At 37.9% G+C, this 16,644-nt stretch carries 12 protein-coding genes; 5 read left to right on the top strand and 7 right to left on the bottom strand.

Annotated elements, in window-relative coordinates:
* The first annotated feature begins 143 nt into the window (after nucleotides 1-143).
* From C8D70_RS12815 to C8D70_RS12795, 5 genes are all read left to right on the top strand, one after another.
* Entirely contained in the window at nucleotides 144-1,622 is a 1,479-nt protein-coding gene (locus tag C8D70_RS12815) for a hypothetical protein (protein ID WP_110367568.1), read from the top strand.
* A gap of 70 nt (nucleotides 1,623-1,692) precedes the next feature.
* Nucleotides 1,693-3,507: a cytochrome-c peroxidase gene (locus C8D70_RS12810; RefSeq protein ID WP_110367567.1), complete on the top strand. Its 1,815-nt coding sequence runs from the start codon at nucleotides 1,693-1,695 to the stop codon at nucleotides 3,505-3,507.
* 308 nt (nucleotides 3,508-3,815) lie between these two features.
* The gene (locus C8D70_RS12805) at nucleotides 3,816-6,143 is read left to right on the top strand and encodes a DUF5686 family protein (RefSeq protein WP_228408027.1); all 2,328 of its coding nucleotides are present in this window, start codon (nucleotides 3,816-3,818) and stop codon (nucleotides 6,141-6,143) included.
* A gap of 76 nt (nucleotides 6,144-6,219) precedes the next feature.
* Nucleotides 6,220-6,456 (top strand): hypothetical protein, encoded by a 237-nt coding sequence (locus C8D70_RS12800; RefSeq protein ID WP_076595780.1) that lies wholly within the window; start codon nucleotides 6,220-6,222, stop codon nucleotides 6,454-6,456.
* Nucleotides 6,457-6,464: 8 nt separating this feature from the next.
* Nucleotides 6,465-7,934: a M20/M25/M40 family metallo-hydrolase gene (locus tag C8D70_RS12795; protein ID WP_110367565.1), complete on the top strand. Its 1,470-nt coding sequence runs from the start codon at nucleotides 6,465-6,467 to the stop codon at nucleotides 7,932-7,934.
* A 323-nt stretch (nucleotides 7,935-8,257) separates the two neighbouring features.
* Here C8D70_RS12795 and ilvA read toward each other — a convergent pair whose 3' ends face one another.
* The 7 genes from ilvA to folP all read right to left on the bottom strand — a co-directional run bounded on the left by ilvA (nucleotide 8,258) and on the right by folP (nucleotide 16,522).
* Complete coding sequence (ilvA, locus tag C8D70_RS12790; protein WP_110367564.1) at nucleotides 8,258-9,520, bottom strand: threonine ammonia-lyase; 1,263 nt, start codon at nucleotides 9,518-9,520, stop codon at nucleotides 8,258-8,260.
* 11 nt (nucleotides 9,521-9,531) lie between these two features.
* The gene (gene ilvC, locus C8D70_RS12785; RefSeq protein WP_034692308.1) at nucleotides 9,532-10,578 is read right to left on the bottom strand and encodes a ketol-acid reductoisomerase; all 1,047 of its coding nucleotides are present in this window, start codon (nucleotides 10,576-10,578) and stop codon (nucleotides 9,532-9,534) included.
* Nucleotides 10,579-10,623: 45 nt separating this feature from the next.
* Nucleotides 10,624-10,905, bottom strand: a complete 282-nt coding sequence (locus tag C8D70_RS12780) for a hypothetical protein (RefSeq protein ID WP_076595724.1) — start codon at nucleotides 10,903-10,905, stop codon at nucleotides 10,624-10,626.
* 10 nt (nucleotides 10,906-10,915) lie between these two features.
* Nucleotides 10,916-12,640, bottom strand: a complete 1,725-nt coding sequence (gene ilvB, locus C8D70_RS12775; RefSeq protein WP_076595725.1) for a biosynthetic-type acetolactate synthase large subunit — start codon at nucleotides 12,638-12,640, stop codon at nucleotides 10,916-10,918.
* A gap of 5 nt (nucleotides 12,641-12,645) precedes the next feature.
* On the bottom strand, nucleotides 12,646-14,328 hold the full coding sequence (ilvD, locus tag C8D70_RS12770) for a dihydroxy-acid dehydratase (protein WP_110367563.1): 1,683 nt from the start codon (nucleotides 14,326-14,328) through the stop codon (nucleotides 12,646-12,648).
* 180 nt (nucleotides 14,329-14,508) lie between these two features.
* Nucleotides 14,509-15,381, bottom strand: coding sequence for a branched-chain-amino-acid transaminase (gene ilvE, locus C8D70_RS12765; RefSeq protein ID WP_076595727.1), 873 nt, complete (start codon nucleotides 15,379-15,381; stop codon nucleotides 14,509-14,511).
* 370 nt (nucleotides 15,382-15,751) lie between these two features.
* Nucleotides 15,752-16,522: a dihydropteroate synthase gene (gene folP / locus C8D70_RS12760; protein WP_083688813.1), complete on the bottom strand. Its 771-nt coding sequence runs from the start codon at nucleotides 16,520-16,522 to the stop codon at nucleotides 15,752-15,754.
* Nucleotides 16,523-16,644 lie beyond the last annotated feature (122 nt).

Raw genomic sequence — 16,644 nt, 5'->3', positions numbered from 1 at the left:
CTTTTTTATTTATATCCGTTCTAATTATTGACCTTATCTTAACAAATGATCACCGAATCTTAAACTATTTGTTTTGTCTTCTTAAAACTCAGTTAACACCAGACCTTTAGTTTTGCCATAATCGAAATTCAAAAAATGTAATTATGAAAATTAATAAAACTATTGGAGCTCTTCTGCTTGCTTCCCTTATATTTCAAGGCTGCAACGATGACAACAACGGGAACTCCGATACTCCTGTCAATGACAAAATCAAACTTGAAAATTTTTCTAAAGAACCCGCTTTCGTTTATGGAATGCAAGGTTTTGAAAATTTAAATATTACCACCCTTATTTCCAGCTCAGATGTACTTCCAGGTTCTCCTGACTTTGTTTTCGGAGGACAGCCGGACGGAATGGGGCTTATGAAAGATCCTAACTCTGAGGGTTACCTGATGATCACCAACCATGAGATCAAGCAATCTGTATCAAGAGTATACCTCGACAAAACGTTTAAGCCTGTAAAAGGAGAATATATCTTAAACGGAACCGGAGGAATGACTAGATTGTGTTCCGCTACATTGGCAACACCTGAAATTCATGGTTTCAGTGCATTCCTTACTGCCGGAGAATCTGGTGAAGAAAGTATGGTTCACGCTTTAAATCCTTTAGCACCGACATCTCAGGCTACTGATAAAACAAGGGTAAAACCAGCTTTAGGAAAGGCTTCCATGGAAAATGCAGTTCCGCTTCCTAAAGATGTATCTAACGGAAAATCTTATATCATCATTGGTGAAGATCAGTCTTATTCTTCTTCTCATCAGTCTGCAGGACAATTGATCATGTATGTTGCCGATACGCAGGGAGATCTAGATAATGGTAAGTTGTATTCTTTAAAAAGAATCAACAGCAACTATACTGAAACGGATATGACGAAAGGAAGCAGCTATGATGTAGAATTCGTAGAAATTCCGAACGCTAAAAATCTTACAGGAGCTCAGATCAATCAGAAAAACATTGACAATAATGCGATCCGCTTTTCAAGAGTGGAAGATGTAGATTACAGAAAAGGAGCAGGAAAAGGTAGAGAAATCTACTTTACGGCTACCGGAGAATCTTCTGACGGTATCAATCCGAAAGCTGGATTAACAATGTGGGGAAGAGTTTACAAGCTTGTTCTTAACGCCAATAATATGCTGACAGGAAAACTGGAAGTGGTTGCAGAAGGTGATTCTAATCCTGGAAATAATCTGATCAATCCGGATAATCTGTGTGTGACTGAAAACTTCGTATACATCCAGGAAGACGGAGATTCCTATTACAAAAATGCAAAACATGATTCTTATATCTGGCAGCTGAATATTGCTACGAAACAATACAAACCGTGGCTGAATATGAGGCACAACAGAAATGATACGGCATGGCAGACGGCTTACAACCAATCCGGAGATCTGCAGAAGTTCGGCTCATGGGAATTTGGAGCAATGGTTGATATTTCAGACATCATCGGAATTCCGAATACTTTCTCTGTGAATATCCATTCTCACACATGGCAGCTGGATAAATTCAAAAATCCTGACGGTTCCGGAATCAACGCCAACAAAGAAGGTGGCCAGATTGTTATCATCAGAAACGTAGAAAAATAGTTTTAATTCCTTCATATCAAATTCAATTAAAGTATCAATAGAAAACCTCTGTTGATACTTTTTCATACTCATGAATAAACTTTCAAAATATCCGATACTTCTTTTCTTATACTGTGCTGCCGCACTTTTTACGCTTTATTATTGCAAAAATGAAAAGCCGCAGCCCGTATATGAAGATCTTGGCTCTGTAAAAAACAGGATTACCAAAACCAATGCTGATTTTGAAAAACAAATCAACGAACTGAAAACCATGGTTTCTAAAAATTCTGATGAAAAACTTCTTCAGGAAAAATTTCAGGACATCCGAAAAACTTACAAAAAAATGGAATGGGCTGTAGAATACTTCCTTCCTCACTCCGCAAGGTTTATCAACGGACCTGCCCTTCCGGAAATAGAAATGGATGAGCATACAGAAATAGAACCCGAAGGACTGCAGGTTTTGGAAGAAATGCTCTACCCTTACAATAAAGAAAATCAAGAAGAAATAATCAGAATGCTCAATAAGCTGATCAATAAAAGCAACACTATAGAAACCAACTTTCAGGTCATTACCATCAGTAAAGATCAGGTTTTTGATGCATTGAGACAGGAAGCTTTCAGAATTTCCAGCTTAGGAATCTCAGGTTTTGACACTCCGGTTTCGGGAACATTTTTGCAGGAAATGCCTTATTCACTGGAAGGAATTAAAGAAACGTTAGAACAAATCTCCACTGAACGTTCAAAAGATAAAGCTTTAAAAAGCATTGTTGCAGAGATCAGTTCAACCATTGCAGTTCTGAAGAAAAGCTCAGACAAAAATACGTTTGATTATGTCAATTTTATTCCGGATCATTTAAACAAGATCACAGCTCTGATGTTGGATTTTAAAAATCAGGAAAACATTCCGGACGTTGACGTAGCTACTGCTTTAAACAAAAATGCGGCTACTTTTTTTTCTAAAAATGCTTTTAATCCTAATGCTTTCACTCCCGGAAAAGAATATGCCTACACTGAAGAAAAGGCAGCACTAGGACATCAGCTTTTTAATGACAAAATACTATCCAACAGCAATAGCCGAAGCTGTGCAACCTGTCATATTCCAGAAAAAGCTTTTACAGACGGACTGGCCAGAGCAATGTCTCTTGAAAACTCAGAATTGACTAGAAATACACCTTCTCTCAATTATGCAGGATATCAGCATGGTCAGTTTTGGGATATGAGAAAGGATGATCTGGAAGGACAAAGCTCAGATGTGATTTCCAATAAAGAAGAGATGCATGGTGACCTGAATGTGATCCTTGCCAAAATCAATCAGGATAAAAATTATCAGGCTGCATTCAAAAAAATCTATCACTCCCCAAAAACCGAAGTATGGCAGCTGCAGAATGTACTGGCAAGCTATATTCGTTCTCTGGCAAAATTCGATTCTGCTTTTGATGAATATATGAGAGGAAACAAATCTGCAATGACAGAAAATCAAAAACTTGGTTTCAATCTTTTTGTGGGAAAAGCTCAGTGTGCTATCTGTCATTTTATTCCTTTATTCAACGGGACAGTTCCTCCGAACTTCAAGAAAACCGAGCAGGAGATTCTGGGTGTTGCTGTGAATGCAGAGAATAAAACATTTGACGCTGATCCGGGAAGAGGAAAATTCCACGAAACGGTTTCTTCATTACAGCATTCTTTCAAAACCCCCACTCTTAGAAATATTCAAAAGACAGCTCCTTATATGCACAACGGAGGCTATAAAACCCTGAAAGAAGTGATGAATTTCTATAACAAAGGCGGTGGAAAAGCTTTTGGATTTAAAGTAGAAAATCAGACCCTTTCTGATGCTCCACTCCAGCTTACTGATAAAGAAATTGACAATATTATTGAGTTTATGAAAGCTCTTGATGATCAATAAATTACGATTCCAGAACACAAAAACAGCGAAAAACAATTAAAATTCCTGAAACTTAACGGCAAAGGAGTTTTTTTATTTAAAAATCCCATTAAGATACAGAAAGATTATCTGTCAATTTCTTCATGGGGCTTTGTTCTTGCAAAGTTCATGAAAACATTAGATTAAATCAATATTATACTCTGTTAAAAACTTTTCTACAATAATAAATATCATTATTTTTGACGTAGTTTTTTTAAATGAAAAGGGGTTTACTGTTATTATTTTTTATGATCTGCTTTTTGGGGTATTCACAAACAAAAATTAAGGTTGTGGATGACGCCAGTCAAAAACCTGTCTTTAAAGCAAAGGTATCCTGTGATAATTCCGTTATCGGATATACAAATGAACAAGGTATTCTGGAATTTAAAACAGGATGTAAAAACATTGATGTGGATGCTGATTCTTATCAAAAAGAAACCGTTACAGTAGAAAGCAGTATGGAAGTTTCCCTGCTAAAAAAAACAAACAAAACTACCGATATTGAAACCGTAGTTATTGAGGACAAAAGTGATCCCAGGGCTCTGGAAATCCTTAGAAAAGTTAATAAGCTCTTCAAAGAAAACTCCCCGAAAAGCTTAGGGTCTTACTCTTACAAATCTTACGAAAAAATATCTCTGGATATTGATGAAGACAGTCTTTCTGAATTTAATCAGTATTTCAATGATCTCAATATTTTCAAGAAAAAAAGAGAAAAAGACTCCCTGAATAATAGTAACGCAAGAAAAATATTTTCAAAAAGCAAACTTTTCCTTTGGGAAAGAGCTCAGGAGTTTTTATATTCCAAAAAGTACGGGGAAAAGATCAATATTCTGGACAACAGAATCTCCGGCCTGAAGCAGCCTATTTACGAAATGATTGCGCTCCAGCAAAGTAACAGAGATGTTGTTCCGGAGCAGTTGAAACCTGAAAACAGAGGTCTTTACCGGTTCTTTCTTTCAGATACCATTACCCTTGACGGCAGGAAAAACTTTGTGATCCGCTTCCGTGAGGTGAATTACAAAAAGCCGGACAGAAAACGAAAGTATAATGGTGCTATCTATGTAGATACTGAAACTTACGGAGTCAAAAAAATTGAAAATTTCAGTAAAAACAAAAACGAAGGAATTATCACCAGTACCTGGGTATTTTATAATAACAAATGGTTTCTTGCCCACGAAAAAGCGAAACTTAAAATGGGTAAAATGGCTATGGATGACAAAGTGCATGCTGATGATAAAAAAGATAAAAAAAGCTTTGGCACTTACGCTTTTCTTACCTCAAAATATTTTGATTTTGAAGCTCCTATTGAAGAGAATCCAAAAGACTTCAAAGGCTATACTTTCTCTGTAAAGAATATCGACGGGCATTCTCTGGACCAATATAGAACGGAACCTCTTACCGAGAGGGAACAAAATACCTATAAAACCATCGACAGTTTAGGAAAAAAGTATAAAATTGACACCAAAGCCCAGATTTTATCAGGATTACTGAACGGACAGATCAGAGTAGGTTCCGTAGATTTTGCTGTAGATGAAATTGTTAATTATAACTCCTATGAAGGTTTCAGATTAGGTTTAAAAGCCAAGCTGAATGAAAACTTCAATCCTTATTTTTCACCGGATTACTACTTCGCATATGGTGTAAAAGACAGAAAATGGAAGTACGGAATGGGGCTTGATATGAGAACCACACTGGAGAAAAACTCCTTTTTCAGATTTGAAGTCTATGATGATGTAACGGCCTCAGGAGAATTCAACAGAAAGCTGTGGAATTTTAAGATGAGGATGATGAATTTCGGAAATAATCTGAATAACGACAGATATTTTCACTTTAAAGGAGTGTCATTATCTTATCTGAACGATGTCACCAACGGACTTACTGTTGCCCTTGCCGTAAGAAGAAATACGGAAGAGGCTGAATTCGATTATCAGTTCAGGGACAGAGGAACTTCATACAGAAACTTCAATACCCTTTTTACCTTAAAATATTCCCCGAATTCCACCAATATTATGACGCCACAGGGAAAATCTCTGATTGATCAGAAATACCCTGAACTCTATTTTAATTATGAGCAAAGTTACAAAATACTGCAGGGAGATTTTAATTATTCCCGTTTTGATGCCTTGTTTGTTCATAATTTCAAAACACCAATCGGGACTACAGGTTTCAGATTATACGGAGGTCTTGTTCTGGGTGGAGCGCCTATCTGGAAAAACTTTACGATGAACGGACTGGCTTCTCCGGGTAAAGATTTTAATTTTAACCTTACTTCTTACCTTGGATTCGCAACACTGGAGGGAGGAAAATACTATAACGACAGATTCGTCGCGTACTACTTTACCCATAAGCTTCCCTGGTATTTCAAAAGTTTCGGCCATAATGTTTCCAGCTTTGATTTTGTCTTAAGAGGAACTATCGGAGATATGAAACATCCGGAATACCACCAGTTTAAGTTCAGAAAACTGGATCATCTGTATCAGGAAGTAGGTTTGGAATGGAACAATTTCCTTTCCAGTTATTTTAATCTTGGGTTATTCTACAGAGTGGGTTATTATGCGACACCCCATTTCAGAGAAAATTTTGCCATCCAGTTTAAGCTGAAGTTTCTGGAGTTTTAACACCTCGTGAAATACAAAATCTTTATTTTTGAATCAGAATTCAGAAATATTCAACGATAATATATATAAAAAGAACATGCAGAAAATCGAAATCAAAGCAGAACAGTTTTTTGAATTATTAAAATTAAAAGACACTCCAATGTGGGAGATTTTCTCACAAATGATTGATGGAAATGAGAAGGAAATTATCTTTTTAGACCATGAAGACAAGATCCTGTTTAATTATATTTTACCTTCTACAAAGGAAAAACTGGAAGAAGACAGAAAAGAGTTTTCAAAACAGTTTTCAGATAAACTGGCCAACTTCAATTAAGAGCTACCATGAATAAAAATTATGTTTTTTCTCTGCTTGGACTCTTCATACTTGCCTTTGGAAATGCTCAGAATTATAAGAAGCCTTTGGTTTCTGCCATCAAAGAAGCAGATCTACGCACCGATATGTATCAGCTGGCTGCAGACCAGTTCTGGGGACGTGAAGCCGGAACCCTGGATGAATTGAAAGTGTCTATGTGGCTGGCCGACAAAGCCAAAGAAGCAGGAATGAAACCTGCCGGAGATAACGGAACTTTTTTCCAGTTCTTTGATATGCACAGACATCAGGTGATCCCGCAAAGTACCCTTAAAATTGGAGATAACAGTTTAAAATTATGGAAAGATTTTCTGGTGGCAGAACCTGTAAATGCTTCTTTAGACGCTGAAATTGTATATGCCGGAAACACAGAGCCTGAAGATCTTGCGAAATTGAATATCCAAGGTAAAATTCTTGCTATAAACGCTTCTGACAAAAATATCCCGAAAGATATGACCCTTTTTGTAAGAAGATATCCTGGATTCGTAAGAAATAAATACTACAATAAAGCTTCTGAATTGGGAGCGAAAGCTATTATTTTCATTACTGATGATATTTCTGAACAAAGCTGGGTGGAAGTATTGCCTCAAATGACAAGAGGAAGCTATGGCGTAGAAGGATTAAGAGAAAAAATCACCAATAATATTCCTGTTCTGTGGATCAAAAGAGAAAATGCCGGCTGGGTAAAAAATAACCCTAAAGCTTCTCTGAGTCTTATTACTGAAACTTACCAATATCCTTCAGTGAATATCATAGGAAAAATAGAAGGTACAGATCCTGTTCTTAAAAATGAATATGTGTTATTGAGCGGACACCAGGATCATGACGGGATAAGACATCCTGTAAAGAATGACACTATCTACAATGGTGCTGATGATAATGCGAGTACCTGTGTGGCAATGCTTGCAATGGCGAGGGCTTACAAAAAACAGCCGGGAAAAAGAAGTATTTTGTTTGTTTTCCATGGCGCTGAAGAAAGAGGATTGCTGGGATCAAGATGGCATGCAGCACATCCTGTTGTTCCGAAAGAGAACATTGTAGCCGTTCTGAATGGTGATATGATCGGGAGAAATGAAAACAATGAAGCCGCTTTATTAGGAGGAAATTCCCCTCACAAAAATTCTGAAGAACTTGTAAAAATGGCTGAAGATGCCAATAATGAAAGTACAAAATTCAAATACCTGAAAGATTGGGATTCTCCAAGCCATGCTGAGTATTTCTATTTCAGAAGCGATCATCTTCCGTATGCTAAGATTGGAATTCCTGCGATATTCTTCACCAGCGTGCTGCATGATCAGTATCATACCCCACAGGATGAATCTGAAAATATCAATTACAAAAAGCTTTTCAAAATGACCGAATGGATGTACAGAACATCCTGGAAAGTAGCTAATGAAACGGTACGCCCAAAAGTAATTTCGAATTTTTCGCTTGAAAGATAAAAATAAAAGCTTCACAGATTGTGAAGCTTCTTTCATCATTGTGTTTTTAGAATCTGCGAAAAAAAATATCTTTACGATTCTTTTACTTTGAAGCAAAAGAACCCAACATTCAAGACTTGCAAACTTCCGCGTTAAAATGAAATCTGTTCTCTAACATTCTAGTTTGTACGGAAACATTCTATATTGAGGATTATATATTAGCCCACATTCAAACAGTAGAGTTTTTTTAATGTTCACAGAATTCATTTTCTTAACGCTTCAGGTTGTTATGTCGTTTTTTAATTTCATCAAAAAAATATTTTTCTTTTTTCATCTAAAGTCTTTTAAATAAGAAGGTTCATCAGCGAAGGATCATTGTTCAGATAGTTGACAAAGAAATCATATTGTTTCATCTTATTGATCAATGGGTTGAAATCTTTGTTTTGCTTCAGAGCAATTCCTACAACTGCAATTCCCTTTTCTTTTGAATTTTTTTGGGTGTACTCAAAATAGGTAATATCATCATCAGGACCCAGCACATCTATCACAAAGGTTTTCAATGCTCCGGGACGCTGTGGAAATCTGACCAGGAAATAATGCTTTAATCCTGCATAAAGCAATGCTTTTTCCTTGATCTCTTCCATACGGGTAATATCATTATTACTTCCGCTGATGATACACACTACGTTTTTACCTTTTATTTCTTCTCTATATTTTTCCAATACGGCTACTGAAAGTGCGCCCGCAGGTTCTACTACGATAGCATCTTTATTGTAGAGTGACAGTATGGTTTCACAGACAAGTCCTTCATCTACCGTAGCCATATCATACAGGATATTTTTACAGCATTCAAAAGTGAGATCTCCCACTTGTTGTACGGCGGCTCCATCTACAAAACGGCTTATCTTTTCAAGAAGAACAGGTTTTCCCTTTTCCAGGGCTTTTTTCATGCTTGCTGCTGCGGAGGGTTCTACTCCAATAATCTTTGTTTGTGGAGACAAATGCTGAAATACAGTACAAACTCCTGCTGCCAGTCCACCACCGCCTATTGGAACAAAAAGATAGTCGACAATACCTTCTGCCTGTTCCAGAATCTCCAATGCTGTTGTCGCTTGTCCTTCAATAATCGCCGGATCATCAAAAGGATGAATAAATGCGCTGCTATGATCTTTGCAAAACCTCATTGCAGCATCTTTTGCCGCATCAAAAGTATCTCCATAAAGTATAACATCTATGTATTCTCCTCCGAACATCTTTACCTGTTCAAGCTTTTGTCCGGGTGTTGGCAAAGGCATAAAAATGGTGCCTTTCACCTTCATTGTCTGACATGCAAATGCAACACCCTGCGCATGATTTCCGGCACTGGCACAAACAACTCCATTTGAAAGTTCTTTTTCAGACATGGTTGCCATCTTATTATAGGCACCTCTTATTTTATAGGATCTTACCCTTTGAAGATCTTCTCTTTTAAAACGAATATTCGCATTGTAAATAGCTGACAGATTATTATTGACAGCCAAAGGTGTTTTTACCACTACATTTCTTAATCGTTCCTCCGCTTTATAGACATTCTCTAAAACGGAGAAACTTACTCCCTCTTTCATCATTTGTTTAGTAATTAATTGTTTTCAGGTCTCAGGCTTCGTACCGTCTTACCCGCTTTCCACATTTCGCTTTCTCTCAACTCAGTAAGTTCGGCTTCTAATTTTTCACGATAATCCGGTTTGCTGTTACTGTCGATAGAACGTTGTGCTTCGTTTCCTTTCGCAACATTGTCATACAGTTCTTCAAACAAAGGTGAAGTAGCATCTCTGAAACGCTTCCACCAGTCTAAAGCTCCTCTCTGGGCTGTTGTGCTGCAATTGGCATACATCCAGTCCATTCCGTTTTCTGCAACTAAAGGCATTAATGACTGAGTGAGCTCTTCTACGGTTTCGTTAAATGCTTCGGAAGGGCTGTGTCCGTTTTTTCTCAATACATCGTACTGGGCAGCAAATATTCCCTGTACAGCTCCCATCAGTGTTCCACGTTCTCCTGCAAGGTCACTGTATACTTCTTTTTTAAAGTCGGTTTCAAAAAGATACCCGCTTCCGATTGCAATCCCCAATGCTGTTACCCTTTCTCTCGCTTTTCCGGTAGCATCCTGATATACGGCAAAACTGCTGTTCAGACCTCTATCCTGCAAAAACATTCTTCTCAAGGATGTTCCTGAACCTTTTGGTGCTACCAGAAATACGTCTACATCAGCTGGAGGAACAATTCCCGTACGTTCGCTGAACGTTATTCCGAAGCCATGAGAAAAGTATAATGCTTTTCCTGGGGTAAGATGCTGTTTTACTTTTGGCCAGTATTCAATTTGTGCAGCATCACTTAAAAGATAACAGATAACAGTTCCTTTTTCCAATGCTTCTTCAATTTCAAATAAGGTTTCTCCCGGTACAAATCCGTCTGCTACCGCTTTATCCCATGATTTAGAATTCTTTCTCTGCCCTACAATGACATTAATTCCGTTATCTTTTTGATTCAAAGCCTGTCCCGGTCCCTGTACTCCATATCCGATTACTGCTACTACTTCATTTTTTAATACTTCCTGAGCTTTTTCCAATGGAAATTCTTCTCTTGTTACTACATTTTCCTCTACTCCTCCGAAATTTAATTTTGCCATTTTATTTATTTTATTGATTATTGATTATGATGTTTAGTTTTATGCTTAGCTTGCGTGTTCTACTGCTGTCAGATATGGAGTTCTGTGATAATGTACTTCAAGAACATCTACCTGTTTTTCCATTTGTCTGCTGATCTTCTGAACAGAGTCTTCTGTTTCTCTGATTACAATAACAAACTTTTTTACCTTTTCAATTTCCGAAGGGCCTACATTGAAGGTCACCATAGAAATTCTTCTTCTTGAAAAAATAGCATTGATGCGGCTGATCAACCCTAAATAGTCTTCTGTATACGCTGTGATGGTATATTCTTTATAATCTGTTTTCATCTTTTTATTTTTACATTTTATTATTTAATACAATCTCCGAAACACTTTTTCCCTGGGGAATCATCGGAAATACATTGTGTTCTTTTCCTGTCATTACTTCAAGCAGGAAAGATCCTTTATGATCAAGCATTTCACGGAGTGCCCGTTTTAGTTCTTTCCTCTCGGATACTCTCTTTCCAGATATATTGTAGCCTTTTGCTACCTGAACAAAATCCGGACTCTGAATATCTACTGAGGAATATCTTTCTTCGTGAAACAATTCCTGCCACTGCCTTACCATTCCCAGATAGCAATTATTAAGAATTAAAATCTTTACTTCCGGGTGGTACTGCATTATAGTTCCAAGTTCCTGAATATTCATCTGCGCTCCCCCATCACCCATTACTGCAATCACAGGGCGATTGGTCTCTGCATAAGAAGCTCCTATCGCGGCGGGCAGACAGAATCCCATTGTTCCCAGCCCTCCGCTTGTTACATTGGTTCGGGAATGCTTGAAATGAGAGTAACGGCAAGTCGTCATCTGGTGCTGCCCTACATCTGTTACAATAATTGCTTCACCTTCTGTCATCTCATTCAGATGACGGATAACTTCCCCCATTGTAATCTCACCTTCTTCAGGGTACAGCTCTGTATTAATCAGATTGATAGTTTCAATTTCATGACATTTTTTAAATCTTTTATGCCAGTGATGATGTTCTCTTTTTATAATCCTTTCCGTAAGAAGAGGAAGAGTATGTTTGCAGTTCCCAAGAACCGGAACATCCACTTTTACGTTTTTATTAATCTCAGCATGATCAATATCAAAGTGAATAATCTTTGCCTGTTTTGCATACTGATCCAGTCTTCCGGTAACACGGTCATCAAACCTCATCCCGACAGCAATAAGAACATCACATTCGTTGGTTAATATATTCGGGCCATAGTTTCCGTGCATGCCTACCATTCCTACAGCTTGCGGATGATTGGTTGGGATAGCGCTCATTCCTAAAACAGTCCATGCTACCGGAATTCCCGATTTTTCAGCAAACTGTAAAAACTCTTTTTCTGCTTTCCCCAGCATAATCCCCTGCCCTGCAATGATGAATGGCTTTTCTCCATTATTGATAAGCTCTGCAGCTTTTTCGATACTATTAAAACATGGATCAGGATCCGGTTTATAACTCCTCAATGAATAACATGGAGAATATCCTTTATAAGCAACAGACTGCAGCTGGGCATTTTTAGTCACATCAATCAATACAGGACCGGGACGACCCGATTTTGCAATGTAAAATGCTTTTGCCAATACTTCGGAAAGCTCATTGGCATCAGTAACCTGATAATTCCATTTGGTAACCGGACTTGTAACGTTGATTACATCTATCTCCTGAAAGGCATCGGTTCCGAGAAGGTGTTCAAAAACCTGTCCTGTGATACATACCAAAGGAGTATTATCCAGTAGAGCATCTGCCAAACCTGTTACAAGATTAGTTGCTCCGGGTCCACTGGTTGCCAATACAACACCAACTTCTCCTGAGACTCTGGCTAAACCCTGCGCCGCATGTACAGCTGCCTGCTCATGGCGTACAAGTATATGTTTCAGATTTTCCTGATAGTCGTAAAGGGCATCATAAATAGGGATAATAGCACCTCCCGGATATCCGAAAACGGTTTTCACCCCTTCCTGCAGAAATGTTTCAAGAATGATACGGCTTCCGCTAAGTTGTATTTCTGTTGATGTATTAAGGTTTTCCATATTTTTTATTGAGTGATTTCGTCTGTTACACAGCCTTCTGCCGCTGATGATACTGTTAATGCATATTTATAAAGCAATCCTTTCTGTACTTTAAGGGGGGGCTTTTGCCATCCTTTCTTTCTTCTTTCTATTTCTTCTTCCGAAACTTTGAGCTGTATGGTATTGTTTACGGCATCAATTTCAATCAGGTCATCATTGTTTACAAAGGCGATCAGACCTCCTTCATGAGCTTCCGGAGTAATATGTCCTACTACAAAACCATGAGTTCCTCCGCTAAATCTTCCGTCTGTAATCAAGGCAACACTGCTTCCCAGTCCTACTCCTATCAGCGCGCTGGTAGGTTTCAGCATTTCCGGCATTCCGGGAGCTCCTTTCGGACCTTCATGACGAATGACAATGACATCACCATGCTGTACAGTTCCATCCTGAATTCCTCTGATCAGATTTTTTTCACCATCAAATACACGGGCTTTGCCTACGAAGCGTTCCCCCTCTTTCCCTGTAATCTTTGCAACACTTCCCTTTTCAGCAAGATTTCCATATAATATTCTCAGATGTCCTGTCTCTTTTACGGGTTCTGATAATGGTTTAATAATTTTTTGAGCATTAAAATCAAGATCAGGAACATTTTCTAAATTTTCGGCTACTGTTTTCCCGGTTACTGTTAAGCAATCACCGTGTAATAATCCCTGATTTAAAAGGTATTTCATTACTGACGGTATTCCTCCGTGTTCATACAGATCCTGCATCAGATATTTTCCGCTTGGCTTCAGGTCTGCCAGTACCGGAGTTTTATCACTCATCTTCTGGAAATCATCCTGAGTAAGCGGTACTCCAACACTTTTTGCCATAGCTATAAAATGTAAAACCGCATTGGTACTTCCTCCAAGAATAACAATCATACGAAGAGCGTTCTCAAAAGCTTTGCGGGTCATGATATCCGAAGGTTTAATATCTTTTTCCAATAATACTTTCAGATATTTTCCTGCTTCAAGACATTCTTCCTGTTTTTCTTTACTTAAAGCCGGGTTGGAAGAAGAATACGGAAGACTCATTCCTAAAGCCTCTATCGCGGAAGCCATTGTATTGGCTGTATACATTCCGCCACATGCGCCTGCCCCCGGACATGAATTCTTTACAACCCCATCAAAATCTTCTTCAGTGATTTCTCCTGCAATCTTTTTACCCAACGCTTCAAAAGCAGAAACAATATTAAGCTGTTCCCCTTTATAGCATCCCGGAGCTATAGTCCCTCCGTACACCATGATTGAGGGTCTGTTCAGTCTTCCCATCGCAATGATGGTTCCCGGCATATTTTTGTCGCAGCCTGGCAATGCGATCAATCCGTCGTAGTATTGTGCTCCACAGATGGCTTCGATACTGTCTGCAATTACATCACGGCTTACCAGAGAATAGCGCATTCCATCTGTTCCGTTGCTCATTCCGTCACTTACTCCGATGGTGTTAAAAATCAATCCGGCTAATCCATGATTCCATGTTCCTTTTTTTACAACCTGAGCAAGATCATTCAAATGCATATTGCAGGTGTTTCCATCATAGCCCATACTGGCGATTCCGACCTGAGCCTTGTGCATATCTTCTTCTGTAAATCCTATCCCGTACAACATAGCTTTGGCTGCGGGCTGTTCACTGTTCTGCGTGAATGTTTTTGAATATTTATTTAACATATTTATTATGCATTTCCTGTTCTTTTTCTCTCCTAAAAATGGAGTTCTTTACTAAATTTCGATCCAAAACTACATTTTGTAATATTCTTTTCATTTTCCGTTTTTCTAAAAAATACAATATTCAATCATTCACAAAATACACACAACCAATTAATAATCAAATATTTAAATCCTAAAAATCTACAATGACAGAACTCTTACCAATTTTAAATATGCCTGCTGTACTCTCCTGCTTGCCGTATTTTCCCAATTTTTGGCAAACGGAACATCATCAAGCGAATCCAGGGCAACAATTTCTGCTGCAGTACCACAAAAAAAGCCTGCATCTGCACCTCTCATTTCTTCCGGCTTAAAAAAGGTTTCTTTTACTGGAATATCAAGCTCATTACAAATCTCCATCACGGTTTGTCTTGTAATTCCCGGGAGGATACTTCCTTTGGCCGGAGTATATAAAACTCCATCTTTTTCGTAGAAAACATTAGCGCCTGAACTCTCGGCAACATTTCCGTTTTCATCCAGAACCAGTGCTTCATCATAGCCTTTGTCTTTGGCATCCTGACAGGCTAATATGGAATTTACATAATGCCCTCCTACTTTGGCCTCCACCTTAAAGGCTTTAGGATTAGGACGTTGAAAAGGAGAAGTCATAATTTTCATTTTATCTGCCAGATAGCCGTTGTTCCATTCCCAGGCAAGAAGAGACAGGTAGGATTTTTGTCCTTTTGAAAGTGACATATTGGGAGAACACGTAACCAATGGACGGATATAAGCATCTGTAAACCCATTTCGATCCAGAAGTTCATAAGTCAATTCTGTAAGCTGCTCTGCAGAATAATCAAAGGGAATATGCATGAGTTCTGCTGATCTTTTCAGTCTTTCGTAGTGTTCTTTTGCTTTGAAGATTTGGGTTCCCTGATCCGTACTGTAGGATTTGATTCCTTCAAAAACAGAGTAACCATAGTGAAGTGATTGTCCATAAAGATCTGTTCCGGCATCTTTTGCTTTCATAAATTTTCCGTCAAAATAGATTGTCGTGTCGTCGTTGTAATACATGTTATAGAGGTTTAAAAAAATTAATATTTGGAAATAAAAAAGCCCTCTCACGTTGTGAGAGGGCTCAATATATGTACAGTCATACATTTTCCTTCTCACAGACGCAAGGGAATAATAATGACGATAATAATTACTGATAATAACTGATACATATTTTTGTGCTATAAAAAATTAAAATAAAAAAAACCGTTTCATAATTTGAAACGGTTTTATATATAATTTAAATTAAAATCTATTTAAAATGCCGTTTCCTTACTGTTGTTAATGACAACAGCGATAATAGAAATGACAACAATATTTTTCTGATTCGTAAAATTCATATTGCAAATGTATAAACTTTTTAATTACTCACAAATTTTTTTTAAACTTTTTATTTTTTTCGTAAAAAAAGAGTCAGTGTTGCCTTTGCTGAAGCTACATCATGAACTCTTATAATTTTTGCTCCCTGTTCCAATACTTTCATATGAAGTTTTTGTGTTTCCTCATTGATATCAAGAGGTGATTTTCCCAAAGGTTTATAGATAAATGACTTTCTGGAAATACCTATTAAGACAGGGAATTTTCCAAGTCCGAGATATTTCACTTCCTGGATCATTTTCATCTGGTCATCTACTGTTTTTCCGAAACCAAAACCGGGATCAAGAATGATATCATTCACTCCTTTTTCTAAAAGTTCTTTTGTTTTTTTGGAAAAATATTGGTTCACTTCCAGCGTAATGTCTTCGAATTTAATTTTATCGTGCATGGTTTCGTAGGAAGGATTTACATGCATCAGGATGTAAGGAAGCTTCGTTTCAGCAGCTATATCAAACATTTCTGCATCATACTGACCGCCAGAAATATCGTTGATGAGATCTATTCCTTCATTAAATCCGAATCTTACTGTTTCTGCATAAAAACTATCAAGCGAAATCAGAGCTTCCGGAAATTCTTTTTTGATCAGAGAAATAAGATTTCCTATTCGGCTTATTTCTTCGGCAGCGTTTAAGAATTCGGCATTTGGACGTGTAGACTGAGGTCCGATATCCAGTATTTCAGCTCCTTCTTTCAACAGCTTTTCGGCATGATGCAACGCAGATTTTTCATTATTGAATTTTCCACCATCAGAGAATGAATCCGGTGTCAGATTAAGGATTCCCATGATTTTTGGAATGTCGAGCTGTACTAACCGGCCATTGCAATTGATTGAATAGGTTTTAGGGTCTGAGGGTTGTAAAGTTAGAGGGTTGGAGAGCATGAGTTGGATGATGATGGTTAAATGAT

Origin of the sequence: Chryseobacterium sp. CBTAP 102, assembly GCF_003201365.1 — a bacterium.
In the GTDB taxonomy this organism is placed as follows: Bacteria; Bacteroidota; Bacteroidia; order Flavobacteriales; family Weeksellaceae; genus Chryseobacterium; species Chryseobacterium candidae.
Note: the sequence above shows the minus strand (reverse complement) of the source record. Positions and strands in the feature narration are given on the sequence as shown.

What these genes read in the sequence shown, in the direction of transcription:
- C8D70_RS12780 (WP_076595724.1), bottom strand. Translation starts at nt 10,905, where the DNA reads ATGAAAACAGATTATAAAGAATATACCATCACAGCGTATACAGAAGAC.
- C8D70_RS12810 (WP_110367567.1), top strand. Translation starts at nt 1,693, where the DNA reads ATGAATAAACTTTCAAAATATCCGATACTTCTTTTCTTATACTGTGCT.
- folP (WP_083688813.1), bottom strand. Translation starts at nt 16,522, where the DNA reads ATGGGAATCCTTAATCTGACACCGGATTCATTCTCTGATGGTGGAAAA.
- C8D70_RS12800 (WP_076595780.1), top strand. Translation starts at nt 6,220, where the DNA reads ATGCAGAAAATCGAAATCAAAGCAGAACAGTTTTTTGAATTATTAAAA.
- C8D70_RS12795 (WP_110367565.1), top strand. Translation starts at nt 6,465, where the DNA reads ATGAATAAAAATTATGTTTTTTCTCTGCTTGGACTCTTCATACTTGCC.
- ilvD (WP_110367563.1), bottom strand. Translation starts at nt 14,328, where the DNA reads ATGTTAAATAAATATTCAAAAACATTCACGCAGAACAGTGAACAGCCC.
- ilvE (WP_076595727.1), bottom strand. Translation starts at nt 15,381, where the DNA reads ATGTATTACAACGACGACACGACAATCTATTTTGACGGAAAATTTATG.
- ilvB (WP_076595725.1), bottom strand. Translation starts at nt 12,640, where the DNA reads ATGGAAAACCTTAATACATCAACAGAAATACAACTTAGCGGAAGCCGT.
- ilvC (WP_034692308.1), bottom strand. Translation starts at nt 10,578, where the DNA reads ATGGCAAAATTAAATTTCGGAGGAGTAGAGGAAAATGTAGTAACAAGA.
- C8D70_RS12815 (WP_110367568.1), top strand. Translation starts at nt 144, where the DNA reads ATGAAAATTAATAAAACTATTGGAGCTCTTCTGCTTGCTTCCCTTATA.
- ilvA (WP_110367564.1), bottom strand. Translation starts at nt 9,520, where the DNA reads ATGATGAAAGAGGGAGTAAGTTTCTCCGTTTTAGAGAATGTCTATAAA.